This window comes from Halorubrum sp. PV6 (genome assembly GCF_003990725.2).
Lineage (GTDB): Archaea > Halobacteriota > Halobacteria > Halobacteriales > Haloferacaceae > Halorubrum.
The window spans coordinates 1,671,623-1,689,375 of sequence record NZ_CP030064.1 but is presented as its reverse complement, the minus strand read 5'-3'; the positions used below and the strand labels follow the sequence as shown (position 1 = coordinate 1,689,375).

Sequence of the window (17,753 nt, the reverse complement as noted above, 5' to 3'; positions counted from 1 at the left end):
TCACTCGCCACGCAGCGTCCGGATCTCGTCAAGCAGGTCATCGATTTCCGGGCGATCAGCGGGCATCCGTCCCTCGTAGGTGTACGCGACGGCGGGCTCGCCGGATCGGGTGTCGAGGACCATCGCGACCGGCATCCGGCCCACCAAGTCGTGGAGGGAGCCGAGGACGCCGAACCGCACCGGCTGGTCGTACGCATCGCTCACGTCGGCGTTCGGGTCGGCGAGCAGCGCGAACGGGAGGTCGTACGACTCTTGCCACTCGCTGGCTCGCTCGACGGGTTCCGGGAGGATCGAGACGACGGCGGCGTTCAGTGCCTCGAACTCGTCGTACCGGTCACCGATCGCTTGGACCTGCTTCCGGCAGTTCCCGCAGTGGTAGTCCCGTTGGAACAGCAGCACCACGGCGTCCGTGTCGGAGTCGGCGGCGACTGCGGAGAGTGAGAACGGGTCGGGACCGGCTCCGGCGTTCGACAGTTTAAAATCCGGTACAGCGTCCGGCGTTGAGGACGCGGTCGTGTCGCTCATGGGTGAGGTAGGCGGGGCCACGGCATAATGCCAGGTCGGTCTGGCGCGAGAGATGCCAGACCGCGGTATCTATTGGCACGCGGCGATCGATGTACACTCATGATCGCTCCAGAGCCGACGCCCGAACCGGACTCCGACCGGGCGTCACTCGACGACTCCGGCTCTGCGTCCGTCGCCGCCTCCGCCCCCACTCTCGTCGCGGACTCGCAGCGGTTCCTCCGCGCGGTTCGAGCCCCCGACGATCACGGGCTCACACTCGATACCGTCCGAAGACGGCTCGCCGACGCCTCGCCCGACGAACTGGCCGCGCTCGGTCCCGACGAGCAACTCGCGTTCTGGCTCAACGTCTACAACGCCGCGACGGGGGCCACGCTGCTCGCGGATCCTGAGCGTTTCGAGGACCGTCGTCGATTCTTCGGCGAGTCGATCGTCACCGTCGCCGGGACTGACCTGAGTCTCGATCAGATAGAACACGGGATTCTCCGGGGTTCACAGTGGAAGTACGGGCTCGGCTACGTCCCGAATCCCTTCCCCTCGGCGTTCGTCCGGCGCCACCGCGTCGCCGATCCCGACCCGCGCGTTCACTTCGCGCTCAACTGCGGTGCCGCCTCCTGTCCCGCGGTCGCGGCCTACGACGCCGCCGACGTGGACGACCAGCTCGACCGGTCCGCCGCCTCCTACCTGCAGAGCGGGACCGCCGTCGAAGACGGGACCGCCCGGATCCCTCGCCTCCTCCTGTGGTACCGCGGCGACTTCGGCGGACGGTCGGGTATCTATGCGCTCCTCCGCAAGTACGACGCGATCGACCCTGACTCGATCTCGCGGATCCGCTACCGCGAGTACGACTGGTCGCTCGCGCTCGACGCGTTCCGGACCGAGGAGGGGAGCCGATGATCGTCAACACCCCCGTTTCAAAACATTATTACTATGGTTGGGAATCACACCATGTATGCGTCGCCGCGCCCTCCTCGCGTCCGCCCTGACCGCCGCCTCCGCTGTCACTGCGGGCTGTAGTGCCGTTGCATCGCGCACAAAACACACGAATCCGGTTGTACATACCAGTGACAACCCCCGAGATGACGAGAGGTATCTCGAATTCCAGCAGGACAACACTGAGTTCGCCACTGTGGGCGTTGATCCGAGGTTTGCCCCCTTACCAGCACATTTCCACACGTGGATTTCGCACACCGAGGACACCGAACTGCAATCGCTCACACAGCGGTTCGTGGCACTAGGCGGTGACGGCACTCCGCCACAGCTCTCGCTCCAAGGCCCGTTTATGGGTGACTCCAAACCCCACCCGTCCGTGTCACTATTCCGTGACGGGAGGGCTGCGGTCGTCGAAGTCCATCGGTTCGGTGAACTCGCCAACGAGACCGTGTTTATCGACTTTCCGGTTATTCAATGGCCGGAGTCAGCCCCACGGCTCGTCGTCAAAAGCACCGTCGAACTCGCTCAACCGGGGCTGCTTGACCGAACACACGTCCTTGAGGGACAACTGGAATTCGAGTTCAACGCCGAGACTGAAGGCAGCGACTGAACCGCTAGGCCACCCGATTCGCACCGTTCAGCGACCAGCTGTTTCAGGAGTTAATGTGTCTGAAGAGGGGGATTTCAACAGCTGCTAATGCCCGGCTCTGTTGAAATTTCCCCTCTTCATCAGACATACACACAGATGAAACAGGCGGTCGGTGAGAGCTGCGAAAGAAATAAGATGGACATCGTATCCAAACTACAATTAGTCACGTGTCATCTTACCACCTATGAAGGATCTATACATCTACACCGGCTCATTCGTCGTAATTGGAGCGTCAGTAGGAGGGCCAGCGGTGGGTTCGCTCATCGCTGGCGATCGTCGCATCCCGATACTGCTCATGGCGATCGGCGGAGCTGGAATGCTTGCCACTGCCGGCTACGAATGGCTGCGAACCGACCCAGAGGCGTTTACTGCTCCTGCAATCAGCCTTCTCGCGTTGGCTGGTTCCGCCTGTCTGTGCTTTCTCGGAACCGTACTCTCTGCGATGGGTGGGTTCTGAGTGGCTCGTATTGACCACTGACAGTCAGAGTGTATCAGTTCCTGAGGGTTTCAACAGAGCCGAGCGATTGTTTGATGGGTGAGATGATGACGAACGCGAACCCCAGTCCGATGCCACTACCAATCGCGCGATGAAATTCAACCGGGCCAGAAAAGAATAATGCTTGAACGAAGAGTGAGGCTAAAGCTCCAAGAAAGAATCCAAAGAGAGCATTCTGGCGAGAAGACAAATGGTGGCTATTCATATTTGACTTCACACGATGTCAAGGTATAAACAGCCGTTCTCCGGGTTTTAGTTTTCAATCCGCCGCTCAATACGCAGCTCTCATCAACCGGCTGTTTCGCATGATATTATGTCTGAAAGATAGGGTTTCAACGGAGTCGGGCAGAGAGCAGTTTGAAACCGCACCGCCTCGCCGTTCACTCCGTCTCTGAACGCCGCCGAGTAGGCCGCCGGAAGATACATCATTACAGCTACTAATTACCCGTGTAGAGATGGAAACTCGTGTCAACGAGGACGTAACATGACACAGCAAATTTCTCCCGACCGCGTCGCCGATCACGTCTCCGCGCTGGCAACGGAGATTGAATCGGCGATCGTGTTAGATGAACAGTTCTTAGAAACGATCTTGATCGCAATTCTGGCAGATGGCCACGTCCTGCTGGAGGACGTTCCGGGCACTGGAAAGACAATCACGGCCGAGAGCATTGCCAAGACGATGGGGTTGAGCTTCAGTCGGATCCAGTTCACGCCCGATCTGCTCCCCGCCGATATCACCGGCAGCAACGTCTACAATGACCACGACGGGAGCTTCGAATTCCGAGAAGGCCCGGTGTTTGCCAACGTGTTACTCGCCGACGAGATCAACCGAGCACCCCCAAAGACCCAATCGGCCCTGCTCGAAGCGATGCAAGAGCGGCAGGTAACCGTCGACGGAACTACGTACGACCTCCCGGTTCCGTTCTTCGTGATCGCCACGCAGAATCCGATCGAACAGGAGGGAACATTCGAACTCCCGGAGGCACAGCTTGACCGCTTCCTCGTCAAATCCGCTATCGGCTATCCGGACCGCGATGGGGAGAAGGAGTTGCTCTTCAGACGGCTCGACCGAGACGCGCCCGAACCGAGCGTGTCCCAGACGATCGATCGAGGAACGGCGGCGGCGCTCAGAACCGCACAGGAGTTAGTGACTGTTGACAGAGATCTGGTCGACTACGTCGTCGACATCTGCCGTGCGACGCGGGAGGACGTGCGCGTCGCGACCGGCGTCTCTCCCCGTGGGACGCAGCGACTGCTCGAAGCGTCGCGCGCCGCGGCCGCCTACCATGGGCGCGATTACCTCGTGCCGGACGACATCAAGCGAGTCGCCGCACCCACGCTCGCACACCGACTGGTGTTGACCACAGAAGCGCGAATGGACCGCACCTCGGAGAGACAGATTGTAGATGAGATCCTCAACACCGTCAGCGTCCCTCGCGATACGGACGCGCCGGAAGCGTAGCGCCGGTCGGTTGCGCTATTCGCCCGTGTTGAAATACAAAAGCAGAAGCGCCACGGCGAGTACGAGTAACGGAATCGCGAGGAGCGACAGCGAGGTCGGCGGTGGCGTGAGCGTGCGGGCCGCGTGGTGAAGCCCGAGCGTGAGCGCACAGAATGCGATTCCGACGCCGACGCTGGCCGCGCCGTGAGTTAACTCGGGGGGCTGTAACGTTACGGTCTCCAACTCGGCGGCCAGCGTGTACCCGTACTCGAGGAAGTCCCACGCCAAGAGCGCGGCCACTATTGCGACGAACGCTACGAGCGGTATCGTGCCGTACACCGTTGCAGCAATAATCGAAACGCTGCTCGAAACGAAGACAAGATTTCGATAGACGAGCCAATCCGTCGCGCCCGCCGAGTAGAACCCGCTGTACACGCGAACGCTTAAGAGCAAAACAGTGGTGAGAGCGGCACAGATCCCAACGCCGGCGAGCATAAGCGGTAACAAGAGATCGCTCAGATTCTGCACGATCCGTGTTGAGACCCCAGCGGTCACGATCCACGACTGGAGTTGCGGCCGGTACGCCGGCGCGGTCGCGTAGAGCGAGGCGGTTATCGTCGCAATGAGTATCGTCAGCGAGAGGGTTGGGCTCATCACCCGTCCGGACTGGTCGTACCGGCGTTGGACCCACCCGACTGCAGCCACTGCGGCTCTGAGGATAGGTATCAAGACGATCACGAGGAGCGTCAGCCTCAGCGCTGACTCAGTCGTGACGAACTCACCAAGTCGCTGGCTCGCTTGGACTGCCGAGACGACTCGGGGTTCCTGCTCGGCGAGGGGGATCGCAGAAGCAAACTGACGGAGAAACGCGACCAGGACCAGCGTGCCAGCAAAGAGAAGACGGCGGCTCAACCCTCCGTCGGACGCGTCCGATGATGAGTCATCAGGCCCGTCGTCGGTCTCGACAGTAGCGTCTGCCGGCGCCGCAACCCTGCTGAGTACCGAGTGCAGCGGTATCGAGAAGAGCGTCTGAACGCTTCCAAGCAGGTTGGCAGCGAACGCCGGAATCGCCGCCCACACGAGCAGCACCACCAGGCTCGGGACGGCCTGATCGGCCGCAGCGATTCCGGAGATAACTCGGTCGACGGGGAACTCGAACCCGATGCCCGCGGTGACGCGAGAGACGGCGAACACCGCGCCGCCGGCGAGCGCAAAGAGCACGGCGACGCGTGTCGACCGCATGGCTGCACCGCGGACGTTGGCAGTTTTCGCGGTGCGCGTTGCACTCCCCCACAGCAACCAGAGGCCGATCGCACCGGAGAGCCCGGCCGCGCCGCCCGCCGCAAGCGATACGACTTGGATGAGCGTCGGGCCACCGAGGACGGTCGCAGGCGAGATGTGGACGACTGCCGTCGCCACGACACTGACGCCGAATAGCGGCGCAACGATTACGGATGCGGGCGCGGCAAACCGACGCAAAAAGCTCTCGGTGGCGAGTAGCACAACGCCGAGTAGTGCGACGACCGCCACCGCGGCCGCAATCGTCGGCTCAACGATGGCGAGGGGAAGCAGAATCGCGACAGATCCGACTCCAACGCCGAGCGCTGTCATCGCTCGGGTGGGGTGGCGTTCGGGCCTCATACGGCACCCCCGAAGCGGTGTTCCAGCGCCATTCGGAGTGGCTCCGTCGTATCCCAGTCAAGGACCGTTACTCCGCTTCGTCTGAGGTCGTCAATTCGGAGCGCCCGGTCAGCGAGTAAGATTCGCTGGCCGTCTGTCTCGGCTCGCGGTTGCCGCGGCGAGAGGACGACCACGCTGCGGTCGTACGCGCTGAGCCGTGTCGCCAAGTCGACGATACTGTCGTCCTGAATCGGTGAGATGAGGGTGTACTGAGTGTGGTTCGGAAGGGTTTCGACGAGTTCGTCCGCCACCGCCGTCGGGTCCGGGCGCTTCGTTCCAGCCCCGTCGATCGCAGCGAACAGCCGCCGCAGTGCGAGTCGATGGTCTTCGCCGCTCGACGGCAGCCTGACGTCACTACCGTCGCCGAGGGTCGACACCCCGACCCGATGGTGGGCCTCGAAGAGCATCTCGGCCACCATCTCGGCGGCATACGTCGCGTACTCGGCGTGCGTGAGCCCACTTGGGGCGTACGAAACGTCTGTTCCGGGGCGCCGATCGACAAGGATCTGGACGGTGGCTGCATCCGACTCGCGGTACGTGACGGTCGTCAACTCGCCGCTTCTCGCGAGCCGCCGCCAGTCGATGCGACTCGCCGGGTCGGTCGCGTGGTACTCGCGTGTCGAGTGAAACTCCACACCTGAGCCGCCGCGTGCCGTGTCCAGCATGCCGGTGACCAAACTCGCGTGATTGTCCAGGGCGTACGATTCAGGGCGGACGCGGCAATCGAGCGGACTCTCAACCTGAAGGGTCCGATGCGCGCGTCGAGAGCCGCTTACGTTCCGCGTGATGACGGTGGTCGGCTCAAAGGAGAACGATCCTCGTCGCGACCGGATCGTGTACTCAAACGAGGCGGAGTCGCCGGGCGCGATCGAGAGCCCTGCTCGTGGCGACCCGCTCACCACGGTCAACGATCCGGGGACACCGTCGACGATTCGGAGATCAGGGAGATTCTGCTCGCTTTCGTTGTGAACCGTGAGCGTGACAGTGACCTCTCGGCCAGGCACCGGGTGTGCCGTTTCTAACTCGCGTTCACAGACGACGTTTGGGGGTGTAAACGAGGTGAGTCGGTCGTACAGCACAAACCCGACAATGGGCACGACAAGAAACAGCGCCGCACCGGTCCCGGTCGCGGTGCCTGCCGCGACCGCGAGCAGTCCGACGATGGCTGCACCCTCCGTCCGTCGACCCGTCTCGACGGTCCACTCGTCGTTCATTGTGACCCCTCACTCCGCTGGTTGGTCGATTCAGTCGGGCCAACGTCCGACCCGTCACGATTCCCGCGGCTGACGGTGGAGAGCGTCTCGGTAAGCGCTGCCAGTTCGCTGGTGGCCGCCCGGACGCGACGTTTAAATGTGGCTTCTGGGCGCAGCCAGGCTCGGGCTTGCTCGGTGAGCGTTAGGTCCGGGTTGGTCGCGAAGAGGAGTTCGGCGTTTCGGTCGTCGGTCCACTCCCCCGACGCGAGGAGTTCGCGAGCCGCGGGCGCGGAACAGCCCTCAACCCGCGCCACCGTGGCGATAAGCGTCTCAGTGAGTCCGGGACCGTTCTTCGGTTCCGGAACCGTGCTGCCTGCGCTGTAGAGGTCGTGGTTCTCAACGGCTTCGTCGAAGTCGGTCCCGACCGTCTTCACGGATCGATCGCTTTCGGTCTGTGAGTCGATCCTCACCGGATCTCGCGGGAGCGGACCCGCCGAGGCACGAGCGATCAGACTCAAAAACAGGACGACCCCCGCGGCGCCTAACAGGCTCTTCTCGACGTACTCAGGGGTGTTGACAGTCGCCATTGCATCGGCAGCGACCGTCGGGATCTGTGCTGGTGCAAACACGATCACAGCGCCGGCGACAAGGATTATCGTGCCGAGCGTCGCCGCAGCCGTGCGTATCATTCCTCACCCCCTCGTTCCGAGCGAAGCGATCGCTCAGCGTCCGCGATCGTCTCGGCATCCTCCTGTGACGGTTCTCGGCCGCCGTATCGGAGCGACCTGAACCCGGTCAGAACGCGTTGGACGTGGTGTTCCGGCAGCCCGAGGCCGATCGCGCGTTCGGCAATCTCGGCGGGCGTCAACGTCTGTCGCGGTCGAACGACACCGACCAACCAGTTCCACGCCCGGAAGATGACCACTCGCGGATCGATGGTGGCGTCTTCGCCGTCGTCAGCGTCGGACTCAGATAGACCGGCTTGTGAGGGAGGCGCCGTTTCCTCGGCATCTCGACCACGAAGCCGATACAGCCACGTCTGAGGACCGACAGCGAGCCAGACCACAGTTTCGATGACGCGTGTCACGCCGCGTTGACTCCATTCTCCGATGGTAACGGTGAAAGCCACCGTCTTTCTCGGCAGGTCGGTTAGCACACGCTGACTGCCCGCTACGACGGCGGTGAGGACAGCGTAGAGTGTCGACACCACGCCGCGACCCCCACGAGCAGCTTGCGTTCGGCACCACGCCGCTGCGCGGATGATCGCTGAGAGGGCGAGTCGTGGAATGTTGACAAGCCGTGCGAGCAAGCGCCGGCCACCTGCGACGCCTCTTCGCCCTGCGGCGACCGGATTTGTCAACCGCGTCACTGCCACACCGCCGAGGAGACCGGCCACGATGATTGTGGCCCAAGACCTGATGAGCCCGACGGTGCCAGCCGCGGTGGTGTCGCCGCGTCGGACGAGATATCCCACTTCTCGTGTGGGGGTGAGCGGAATACCGACGGTAGCGGTCCCGTTCTCGTCTGTCGTCGTGTTGGTTCCGGCGGCCCTGACCGTCGCGTCCGCGACAGGACCTCCAGCGGTCGTCGCCATGAGCTGAACCGTCGTCCCTGGGATGGGCAGGCCGGTGGCGGTTACATCGAGTGTCGTGTTTACTTCGAGCGTTTGGCTGCCGCGAACAGCTCCGCGCTCTGCGACGATGTCGACCGTGTCGTCGTAACCAACCGGAACGAGCGCGGTGCCGGTTTCGTTGGTCTCGGCGAGGGCGATGTCATCGACGAGCAGTTCCAGCCCGTCGATAGGTCGGTCATCGATGTGGGCCTCGACCGCGACACGCGCCCCTGCTGGCGGCGACGCCGGCGCGGACAAGGTGACATCCGTCGCGATGGGTGCAGTCGATTTCCCGCTCGCCTCGCCCCGCTCAGCCACGACGGTGACTTCCTCGCTGTACGGGACCGTGATACTTGCAACGCCGGTTTCGTTGGTCCTCGTCTCGAACCCATCGGCGGTCACTGTTGCGTTTTTGACCGGGACGCCGTCGATGCTCGCGGTTACTGTCGTGTCGGCACCTGGATAGAGCGGCGTCTCAGAAAACGTCACGTCGATGTCGGTGGTCAGTGGAATAGCCCCCTCCGTGGCCTGGTAGGCGACGCCACCGGATCCGGCGGCCGCTCGTGGAGTGAGCACGCGAGCGGGGCTCTCAACAGACGCCGTCTCGCTGGCGGAGTCGCTGAATTCGACAGTGAAAACCGTGTCTGTCGGGATCCTGGATATCGGTCCACCGATCGTTGATGTCCCAGTCGCATCGAGGGTGCCGACAACTCCGCCGCTGCCGTCACCGGATCCGAGCCCTCCAGATTCACCGGAGCTCGTGCCATCACCAGCCGATCTGTCGTCAGTCGTCTCTTCTCTGTCGGAGCCCTCACTGCCCTCTTGCCCTTCGGAGCCCTCACTGTCCCCCTGCTCTTCGGACCCCTCGCTATCCTCCTGCTCTTCGGACCCCTCGCTATCCTCCTGCTCTTCGGACCCCTCACTATCCTCCTGCTCTTCTGTCTCGTCGGTAACGTTCTCTTCATCCGGCTCACCGGGTGCGACGTACTCCTCGACAGTCACTTCCAGATTCGCGGTGTAGGGTAGCGTTCCCGTCACCTCGCCGTTTCGGTCGGTGAGTCCCACCACGTCGCCGTTGTAGCTGACGCGATGGTCAACGAGCGGAGCACCGCTCTGAGTGACACGAACCGTCCCGTCAGTTCCTGGAGTCGGGTCGGATAACAACTCTGCCTCCGCATCGACGGGGTTCCAATCGTCGTCCTTCTCGGCGTGGTGTACCGCCCGCTTGACGTCCTCGACCGACGCGGTGTACTCGGTGTTATTCGATCGGACGTCCTCGCGTTCCGGAGGCGTGGGGTCGAACGTAACCCAACCGACGCCCTCGATATACACCTCTACCCACGCGTGTGCCCGGTCAAAAGTCACTTCCTCGACGTTGCCATCGACCTGTCCACGAGCGTAGCCCGTCACATACCGCGCAGGAATACCCTGTGTGCGGAGCATCTCTGTCATCGCCGTCGCAAAGTATTCACAGTACCCACCTTCCAAGTTGAAGAGGAACTCGTCAACGACGTTCTCTCCGGGTTCCGGTGGCGTCAGCGTGTACGCCCGTTCGTTCTTCAGCCAATGCTCGATGGCAACAGCCTTGCCATACGGGGTCGACTGGCCGGCGGTTATCTCGTCGGTCAACCCGTGGACCCGGTCCGGCGTTTCCGCACGAGCCGTCCCGTATCGAGTAACCAAATCTTCATCGTAGTCGTCCCCTGCACCGCTGAGCTCCGCATACGTCCACTCGGGAACGTCGCTCGTCACGGTGAACTGCGTTCCTGCGTCCATCCGCGAAGTACGCTCGAAAGAGCCCTCATCATGCCTGACGACCGAGTCCAGCCCACTGACGGCGACCGGCTGATAAAACGACGGAACGATACTCATCGATTCGACGGCGGTGACCCGGTACCGCTCCCGAGTGGCGTCCCCGGCGTACTCGTACGGTGGGTTGTATCTCGTTGGCTCCGTCGACCGCTCCCAGCCGGTTCCGGTGTACGTGTCGTACGCGTTGGCGCGCCAATACGGTGTTTTAACGGCGCCGTATCGAAGGACACCGGTGTCGTCTCCCGCGGCGGTTCCTTCGCCGCCACCAGGAGACGTTCCGTCAGTGCTATTTTCTCCTTCAGTGCTCGAAGTGCCCGTGGTGTCACCGGGAGATGTCCCGTTAGCGCCGTTCTCACCTTCAATATTCGAATTCCCTTGAACCGTCTCGTTCCGGCCACCGGGAGTAAACGGATTCTCGTCGGACGCCAAACGCTCCACGGCCTCGCTGTCGTACTTCGCCGTGTCAGCGAATGGGTTCGGACCCTCGGCCTGCTGTTTCGTGTCGTCAACTGCCGAGCCGCTCGCTCGGGCGGCATCAAGTGCAGATTGGAACAGTCCGTCGGAGCGAGTCCCGTCTGCGACCGACGACTCAGTTGGACTGCCAATGTCGGGCTGTAACAGCGGCGCAGCCACCACGACAGACGTGAGACAGAGGACGGCAACCAGTACGGAGACGACGCGAGAACTCATTACCGCACGTCCGTCACGTCGGCCTGTCCGTTGTTATGTTCCCTCGGTCCGAGGCTTACACAATTTCGTCGCATCTAGTCTGTTCAGCTCGGAGATGTGTCAGTGTCGGGGATATTTAACTGGTCCCCATCAGGTTGCTTTCGCGACACCTTCGTGTCAGCGGCATCGGTCAGAAGCGACCGGAGGTGGCGGGAACACAGACCGGTATTCCGCCGTGTATGGCAAACGAGACTCGGAGCGGTCCCGTGACGTGGTAAAGACTACTTTCCGTGCTGCCCCGACCCGGATTTACGCCGATCCCCGTTCCCCCGGCCGGGTCCTCCCCGACCGTGCTTCCCGTCGTTTTCGTCCGGTTCTCCGCGGGCGCCGGTGCCCTCAACGCGCGGGAAGGACCCGGCGAGCTCGGGCAGCGACTCGAAGGCGCGGGTCGTCGTCGCCGTCGTCCCCGGTTCGACGGCGAGTTCCGTGCCGTCGGAAAAGGACACCGTCGAGGGCTCGTCGCCCGCGTTGTAGGCGACGTACGTCCGCGTGGTGCCGTCTCTGAACACCGAGTAGAACGCCGTGTCGGCCGTCACGGTCGCGTCGGGGACGCCGACGGCGTCGAGCGTGTGGACCCAGTGGGCCGTGTGGGCGCGCGACTCCCCGAAGTCTCCGGGGGCGTAGTCGCTCTCGTACCAAGCCCGCGCCGCGGCCGGGTCCGAGAGCGCCCGGAACTCCCAGAGGACGTCCGTGTACCACCCGAGGTCGAACGTCTCGCCGCCCCCGTCGTTCTCGCGGAGCGTCGCCCAGTTCGACGCCGCGGCGTCGCGGTTCCACCCGAGGTACAGCGAGTGCCCGCCGACCGGCAGGTAGTTGATCGCGTGGATCGACTCCGGATCCTGATTGAACCAGGTGGCGTACTTGTACCCGCGACCCCACACTATCCCGGCGTAGTCGTACGGCCACTCGTCGGGCAGGTTCTCGTCGCCGACGTCGAACCAGTACTCCAAGGCGGCGTGGACCTCGTGGGTGTAGAGGTAGATGCCCGCGTCGCGGATCGCCTCGTCGCCGGTCAGTTCGCCCCACAACACCATCGCCGCGTAGGCGTTGATCGCCTCCGACGACGACTCCTGGTTACAGCCGGCCGGGAGTTCGCCGCTGCCGGACGCCCACGAATGCCCGGCGTACGGGCTGAAGTTCCGGAGGAACGGGAAGCGGGGGTCGTCGCGGTCGGGGCTCGCGTAGTCGCGGACGAGGAGGTCGACGACACCGCCGTACGCGTCCTCGCTCGCCCACTCCGGGTCGCTCCGCGCCATCTCCGCCGCCGCCTTCACCCAGTAGCCGTAGTGGAAGTGGTGGTCGTTCAGGTCCGCGTCGGCGCCGAACCCCATCGGAGCGCCGTTCAGCGTGCCCCAGTCGTCGTCGTACCAGAAGAGGAACTCCTCGGCCACCTCGCCGTCGGCGTCCGCGGTGAACCACGTCTCCAGCTCCTCGCGGATCGCGTTCTGAAACCGCTCCGCGGCGGCCTCGTCGTCGACCTGCTCGGCGAGCGGCGCCAACTGGAGGAGCCGCTCGAAGTTCTTGCCCGTCCAGTAGGTGCCATCGCCGAGGTCGTCTCGGATCAGCGGGTCGGTCGACGCGGCGCTGTCGACGTGCTCCGAGAGGTCCGGCACGTCCGTCGCGTCCGGGAGGAACGGCAGGATGCCGCGGTAGGGTAGCTCGGTCGTGAACGACGACCCGGCGTGGACCGGCATCTCGCCGCGCGGGGAGACGTACGACCAGTCGCACAGGTCGGCTCCCGTTCGCTTCGCCTGATGCGGATACAGCGCCGTCAGCGTCTCGTCGGCGCCACCGCGTTTCGCGTCGAGGTCGAACTCGTAGTCGGTGACGACCGCCGACCGCTCCGCGTCGTACTCCCACGCGACCGTCGTGTCGGTGACGAAGGCGTACGCGCGGCGGCGGAACTCGTTTAACGTGTTCGGCGTCGCTTCCGGCAGGAGGGCGACGGAGGCGTAGCCTGCACCGTCGAGCGCCGACGAGACGGAGTCGCTCTCGACGCCGTCCCACGAGGCGCCGGGCGGGGCGAACAGCCCGTAGTGGCTGTCGCCGACCGTCACGCCAAGCACGTGGTCGCGCTCGTGCCAGACGGAGACGTCGCCGTCGAACGACACGTCGAGCCCGCCGGCCGCCGTCTCGAAGTAGACGAACGGCGAGCCCTGAACGAGCGTCGCCTCGAGGCTCGCCTCGCCGCCCGTCCGTCGGTAGGTGACGGACCAGTCGCCGTAGTCGGCGACCTCGGCGGGCGCGTCGCCGGCGACGTCGGGGTGCGAGACGGTCAGGTCCGAGTCGATCGGGGCGGTGCTGGCGTCGGGTGACGCCGTGAGTTCCGCGAAGTCGTCCGTCCGGTCGCCCCAGGTGAACGGCGCGTCGCCGACCTGCCACTCGTCCGGATAGGTGACGGCGAGCCCCGACTCGGTGACGCGCGCGGCCAAGGGGTGGATCCAGATGTTCTCCGAGAGGGGACGCCACAGCAGGGTCGTCCACCAGTCGTTCGACGGGTACGGCGCCGAAAGATCGTCCGTGGCGTAGATCGTTCGCGGCGGCGCGCCCGCCGCCGACGGCTGTACCCGTGCGATGCTGCCCGCGCCGACCTGCTCGATGTCGGTGGCGGCCGCGCCGGCGGTGACGCTTCCACCGCCCGCGAGCACGCCGCTCGCGATCAGTCCTTTGAGCCAACTCCGTCTGGTCATGTCCGAACTCGGTACGTCGATCGAGGGGCGAGTGTCGTCCGTCATTGTCCGTGGAGAGTCGGCGGCTCAGCGCCGCCGCGCGAGTTCGCCATCACCTTCTTTCATTAAAAATGTTGTTAGAATTAATTAACATCTGTCTTGTAGGCCGTTACAAGACATATATTTTACATATCCTAGTTCCGCCTCGCGAGTATTCGGACGCGTGTGGAACCTCTTTTGACATCCTCCCCGCGCTGAAGCGCGAGGCTTTCTGCTCGATTCTCCGTAAATCGTGGGAGCAGATCAAATTAAGTCAATCCAGTAGAGAGGGAAGCAGAGATAATGGCGAGTGATCGAGTCACAGTCTCCCTAAATGAAGATACCAAGAGTGCGTTAGAAGAACTGACCGACCAGACCAACGAAAGCCGAAGTGAACTGATCCGTAAGGCGATCGCGTTCTATGCGGCGAACTTCGAATCGGCGAACACAAGCGACAGCGACCATCTTCAGACGTATTATGAGATGCTCTAGACGGGCGAGCACATTCTCTTAGATATCGATCTACTGTACGCACTCTTGAGCCAAGTTGACGACGCCGAGAACGGTAACGGAGAGTTCACCGACATGGTCGACCAAGTAGCCCAATACCACGCACAAGAGTATGCAGAGCGGTTCGACTCGCTGAAGGAAGTCCTCGATTGGCTCTCTCTCTGTGGATTCTTAACCGTCCGACAGACAGAAGAAGGGAGTTTTCACGTGGTCTTTCCCTCCGAGTCGATACGGTCGTTTATGATCCGATTTATTCGCGGTAGTGTGGTGGACCTTCCGTTTGAAATTGAGATCGAAGAAAGTGTCTCGAAGGTGTTTTTGACGGAGCAAGAGGCCTGAGGCCTTCGTATTGGAGCGTGAGCGTTCGTCAAAGTCGGGGTGATCGGCTCTGTTGAAATCCTCAATCGGTGATATGTTCTTGGAGCCGTGCTGAATAGAGGACGCGAATGTGGTACAAGGCGAGGTCGGTCCACGATGCTCTCTACAAGGGATTTGTCGTCATCGCCGACCCATCTTTACCGGAGTTATTTTCGTATATAAATTTCACAAATTTATGTGGCGACAGCCGCCATAGGCAATTTCAGTGACGAGTCCGCAAAATATACTGGACGGAGATATAACCGATTGCGGCTATGACCCCGCTTGCCAATAGGACCGAGGTATAATCGATCCCACCATAGATTTCGAGATACGGCGTAAGGAAGCCGAGGACGGCAAACGTCGCTCCTGCACCGACAAGGGCAGAGTATCTACCCCCGTTTACACCCGTCCAACGGTCTGAGAGCCGAATAACTGTCGTAGTAATGATCGCTCCACCGAGGAGAAGCATCAGAGCACGGAATAAAACCACCAAAATCGCAATATGAAGGTTCTCCCAAGCACCGGATGATAAGACGCCAGTTCGAAGGAGGTATTGGCTGCCGTTGAACTCGATAATCGAGTAGCGAAGTTCGTCCTCTCCCCCTGCACCGTATCTGAATTCTGACGGGAGGTCATGTTCGTAGTAGCCGTCACAAATAAGCACATATTCTTCACACACGGCTGGAGTGTGCGTCAGCGATTCGGCGTTCAGAGTCCGCTCAAACAACACTTGTGCTATCGGGGACAGTTCCTCGTATTCATACGTGATTTGTTCCACGTCGGTCTCCTCACCAAGGTCCAGATTACCGGTGACGTTGTCAGCCTCGCCGGTAACATTCTCTGTCGGGCCTTCTTCGATCTGATGTTTGTAGTTATACGAATTTGGGTCGTGTCCTGGGCTGAAAGTTCCGGGATAAAATGGGAGAGCAACAAGAAGGAGAGCCACCAAGACTGCGAACGCCACAAGACGGGTGTTTTTAACATCCATTAGACAGCTATCGATTCGAGAAGCACCGTATAATCTTTGTGACCGGTGGGCAGGATTCAACCTTACCATGAGATTTGATTGATGTTACGTCGCCCGATACGCCCGTCTGTTGATCAGTGACGCAGCTGAGACCTACCGAAGCAGAGAAGGCGTTGTGCTGTACTCATCCTCTGTATCTCGCACGCCGGTCCTTTCAGTTCCTAAGGATTTCAACAGAGCCACTTTGATAGATGGTTTCAACAAAGCTGTTTATCTCGACTGTAGGATTTGCCGGATATCGTCAACACTTGGCAGTTCAATAAACCAAAGGACTCCAGCAAGAAACAGGCCAAAGTAACTGAGGAGACCTGCTGATAGTCCATATGCAAGGAGATTGTTCGTGTTGATCGGGAGTTGGTAGTACCCTCCTGCTTGAAAAGTCCCGATAAGGGTTATTGCGGTTCCGATAATGGCGGTCAGCACAGAGAGAGCCGCAACCTGTACGTGTAGTTGTTGACGCCACTCAACGACCGTCATCTTATCCTGCTCTGGTTCGACCTCCACGTCTGGAGGTAGAGGCCAATCAGAATCCTCACTGAGCAACCAGTAGATGTTCCCGTTGTTCGCTTGCTCACTCTTGAGCACGTTCCGTTCCTCTAGTTCATCTAACCGGGATCGGACCGTATCCGGACTGACACCACTTCCGAGAGCTGCGTGCATCTGGGCGACAGTATAGAAGGGACGATCTCCAAAAACGAACTCTAGAGCGACATGCCTCTGGGTGAGTTCCATATCGTAACTCCCCGGATCGATACGAGACTCAATATCTTCAGGAAGGTCGCCATCTGGTGTTGTCATCGTAATAAGTTCCCGTTCTACATTCACTGAATGCCGTTCCGCAATCCGTGAATGTCGGTTTTTGTCGCTGCACTAAGTATTTACCTTCCTTCGAGATGATTGATGTCGTCGAAAAAGACCGATGTGTTGGACGAACAGGTTATCAAACATGGCAAAGCAGCGATTCAACAGCTGGCTACCGAGAGCTCACCAATTACTCATGCACTCATCGGCTGTGTCATTGGAATGTTCATTGTTGAGGTATGGATCATGCATACCAACTCGCTAGGTGATCTCGAGGTTGTCGCCAAAGGAATATTCGGTGTGGCTCCTTCTGCTGGGTGGATGCTCTCGCCGTTTCTTCACAACAGCATACCGCATTTCCTCGTGAACATTGCCGGACTCATTCTCCTTGGTGTGCCTTTAGAAAAACACTGGTCGAAAAAACGATATGCCGTCTTCCTGATTGCGGCAGGATATATGGCAACAGTCGGGGGAGGGGTGTTTCTCACCATATTTACCGATCAGCAAATAGCATCCTACGGAGTGAGTGGAGTCGTGTACGCGCTGGCTGGATTTGGACTGATTCACCTACCTCGCAGTCACTGGCCATTTGACTCTTTACAGTGGATCGTAGTGTTGTTTGGAGTTAGTGCGATGCTCTCGGTCGTCGTTGATCCATTTATTGGTCCATACTTCGAGCCAAATTGGATCAATGGTGGGCACCTTGTTGGCTTCGTTATTGGTGTTGTAGCGGGGTGGTTCGGCTGGAACAGCTAATTATACATCCGTTGTTGAGTAGATAGATTGAGAGCGCGAATGTGACAGGAGATGAGAGTCAATCTCCGGAGCTCACCGATGGGACAGTACAGGTTATTCGATTAAAATTTGCTATTTCAAGAGGCGCATTTGGCGTTTTGATATGGTCGGTCCTTGGCGTCTTCATCATTCTCTTTATTCTCTATCCAGTCAAAAATAGGCTTTGAGGCCTTGAGTGCCATTATCAAAACGATCCAGAAACCAGACGCCAAACCAAATACGTAAATTGCTCCCCTATTCACAACTCCAGAAGCAATTACACCCGCGATAGTCCCGATTAGTATATTCTGAAAAAGGTACCACTTGTTCGGTTGACTCGGCTCTGTTGAAATCCTCAGTAGGTGATATGTTCTTGTAGACGTGCTGACTCCACCCTCTGTATCTCGCACGCCAGTCCTATGAGTTCTCAAGGATTTCAACAGAGCCGGGTGATCGATTCTTATGAATTCATACGAACAGCGGACTTCGGCTGGCGTCTGCATACG

The 17,753-nt window shown here is 60.7% G+C and carries 13 protein-coding genes and 1 pseudogene; 5 read left to right on the top strand and 9 right to left on the bottom strand.

Going from position 1 to position 17,753, the window contains the following annotated elements; genetic code table 11:
- Positions 1-525: a peroxiredoxin gene (locus tag DOS48_RS22200; RefSeq protein WP_127117809.1), complete on the bottom strand. Its 525-nt coding sequence runs from the start codon at positions 523-525 to the stop codon at positions 1-3.
- Between the two features lie 99 nt (positions 526-624).
- Here DOS48_RS22200 and DOS48_RS22195 point away from each other — a divergent pair, with 99 nt between their 5' ends.
- From DOS48_RS22195 to DOS48_RS22180, 3 genes are all read left to right on the top strand, one after another.
- Entirely contained in the window at positions 625-1,419 is a 795-nt protein-coding gene (locus tag DOS48_RS22195) for a DUF547 domain-containing protein (protein WP_127117808.1), read from the top strand.
- 55 nt (positions 1,420-1,474) lie between these two features.
- Positions 1,475-2,065 (top strand): hypothetical protein, encoded by a 591-nt coding sequence (locus tag DOS48_RS22190; RefSeq protein ID WP_127117807.1) that lies wholly within the window; start codon positions 1,475-1,477, stop codon positions 2,063-2,065.
- A 1,019-nt stretch (positions 2,066-3,084) separates the two neighbouring features.
- Positions 3,085-4,062 carry a MoxR family ATPase gene (locus tag DOS48_RS22180; protein WP_127117805.1) on the top strand — a complete coding sequence of 326 codons (978 nt, stop codon included), beginning with the start codon at positions 3,085-3,087 and terminating at the stop codon, positions 4,060-4,062.
- Between the two features lie 15 nt (positions 4,063-4,077).
- Here the strand turns inward: DOS48_RS22180 and DOS48_RS22175 are convergent, their stop codons facing one another.
- From DOS48_RS22175 to DOS48_RS22155, 5 genes are all read right to left on the bottom strand, one after another.
- Positions 4,078-5,682: a hypothetical protein gene (locus DOS48_RS22175; RefSeq protein WP_127117804.1), complete on the bottom strand. Its 1,605-nt coding sequence runs from the start codon at positions 5,680-5,682 to the stop codon at positions 4,078-4,080.
- The gene (locus DOS48_RS22170; protein ID WP_127117803.1) at positions 5,679-6,935 is read right to left on the bottom strand and encodes a DUF58 domain-containing protein; all 1,257 of its coding nucleotides are present in this window, start codon (positions 6,933-6,935) and stop codon (positions 5,679-5,681) included. Before DOS48_RS22170 ends, DOS48_RS22175 begins: the two co-directional genes overlap by 4 nt.
- Positions 6,932-7,603, bottom strand: a complete 672-nt coding sequence (locus DOS48_RS22165) for a hypothetical protein (protein ID WP_127117802.1) — start codon at positions 7,601-7,603, stop codon at positions 6,932-6,934. Before DOS48_RS22165 ends, DOS48_RS22170 begins: the two co-directional genes overlap by 4 nt.
- On the bottom strand, positions 7,600-11,028 hold the full coding sequence (locus tag DOS48_RS22160) for a transglutaminaseTgpA domain-containing protein (RefSeq protein ID WP_127117801.1): 3,429 nt from the start codon (positions 11,026-11,028) through the stop codon (positions 7,600-7,602). The genes DOS48_RS22165 and DOS48_RS22160 overlap by 4 nt, the downstream gene beginning before the upstream one ends.
- A 260-nt stretch (positions 11,029-11,288) precedes the next feature.
- Positions 11,289-13,757 carry a glycosyl hydrolase gene (locus tag DOS48_RS22155; RefSeq protein WP_244629320.1) on the bottom strand — a complete coding sequence of 823 codons (2,469 nt, stop codon included), beginning with the start codon at positions 13,755-13,757 and terminating at the stop codon, positions 11,289-11,291.
- 321 nt (positions 13,758-14,078) lie between these two features.
- Between DOS48_RS22155 and DOS48_RS22150 the strand changes: the two are divergent.
- Positions 14,079-14,624, top strand: a pseudogene (locus DOS48_RS22150) (ribbon-helix-helix protein, CopG family).
- Positions 14,625-14,865: 241 nt separating this feature from the next.
- Here the strand turns inward: DOS48_RS22150 and DOS48_RS22145 are convergent.
- Entirely contained in the window at positions 14,866-15,633 is a 768-nt protein-coding gene (locus DOS48_RS22145; protein WP_127117799.1) for a hypothetical protein, read from the bottom strand.
- 249 nt (positions 15,634-15,882) lie between these two features.
- On the bottom strand, positions 15,883-16,404 hold the full coding sequence (locus DOS48_RS22140; protein ID WP_244629319.1) for a hypothetical protein: 522 nt from the start codon (positions 16,402-16,404) through the stop codon (positions 15,883-15,885).
- Positions 16,405-16,572: 168 nt separating this feature from the next.
- Between DOS48_RS22140 and DOS48_RS22135 the strand changes: the two genes are divergently transcribed.
- Entirely contained in the window at positions 16,573-17,229 is a 657-nt protein-coding gene (locus DOS48_RS22135; RefSeq protein ID WP_127117798.1) for a rhomboid family intramembrane serine protease, read from the top strand.
- A gap of 116 nt (positions 17,230-17,345) precedes the next feature.
- Here DOS48_RS22135 and DOS48_RS22130 read toward each other — a convergent pair whose 3' ends face one another.
- Positions 17,346-17,750, bottom strand: coding sequence for a hypothetical protein (locus DOS48_RS22130; protein WP_127117797.1), 405 nt, complete (start codon positions 17,748-17,750; stop codon positions 17,346-17,348).
- Positions 17,751-17,753 lie beyond the last annotated feature (3 nt).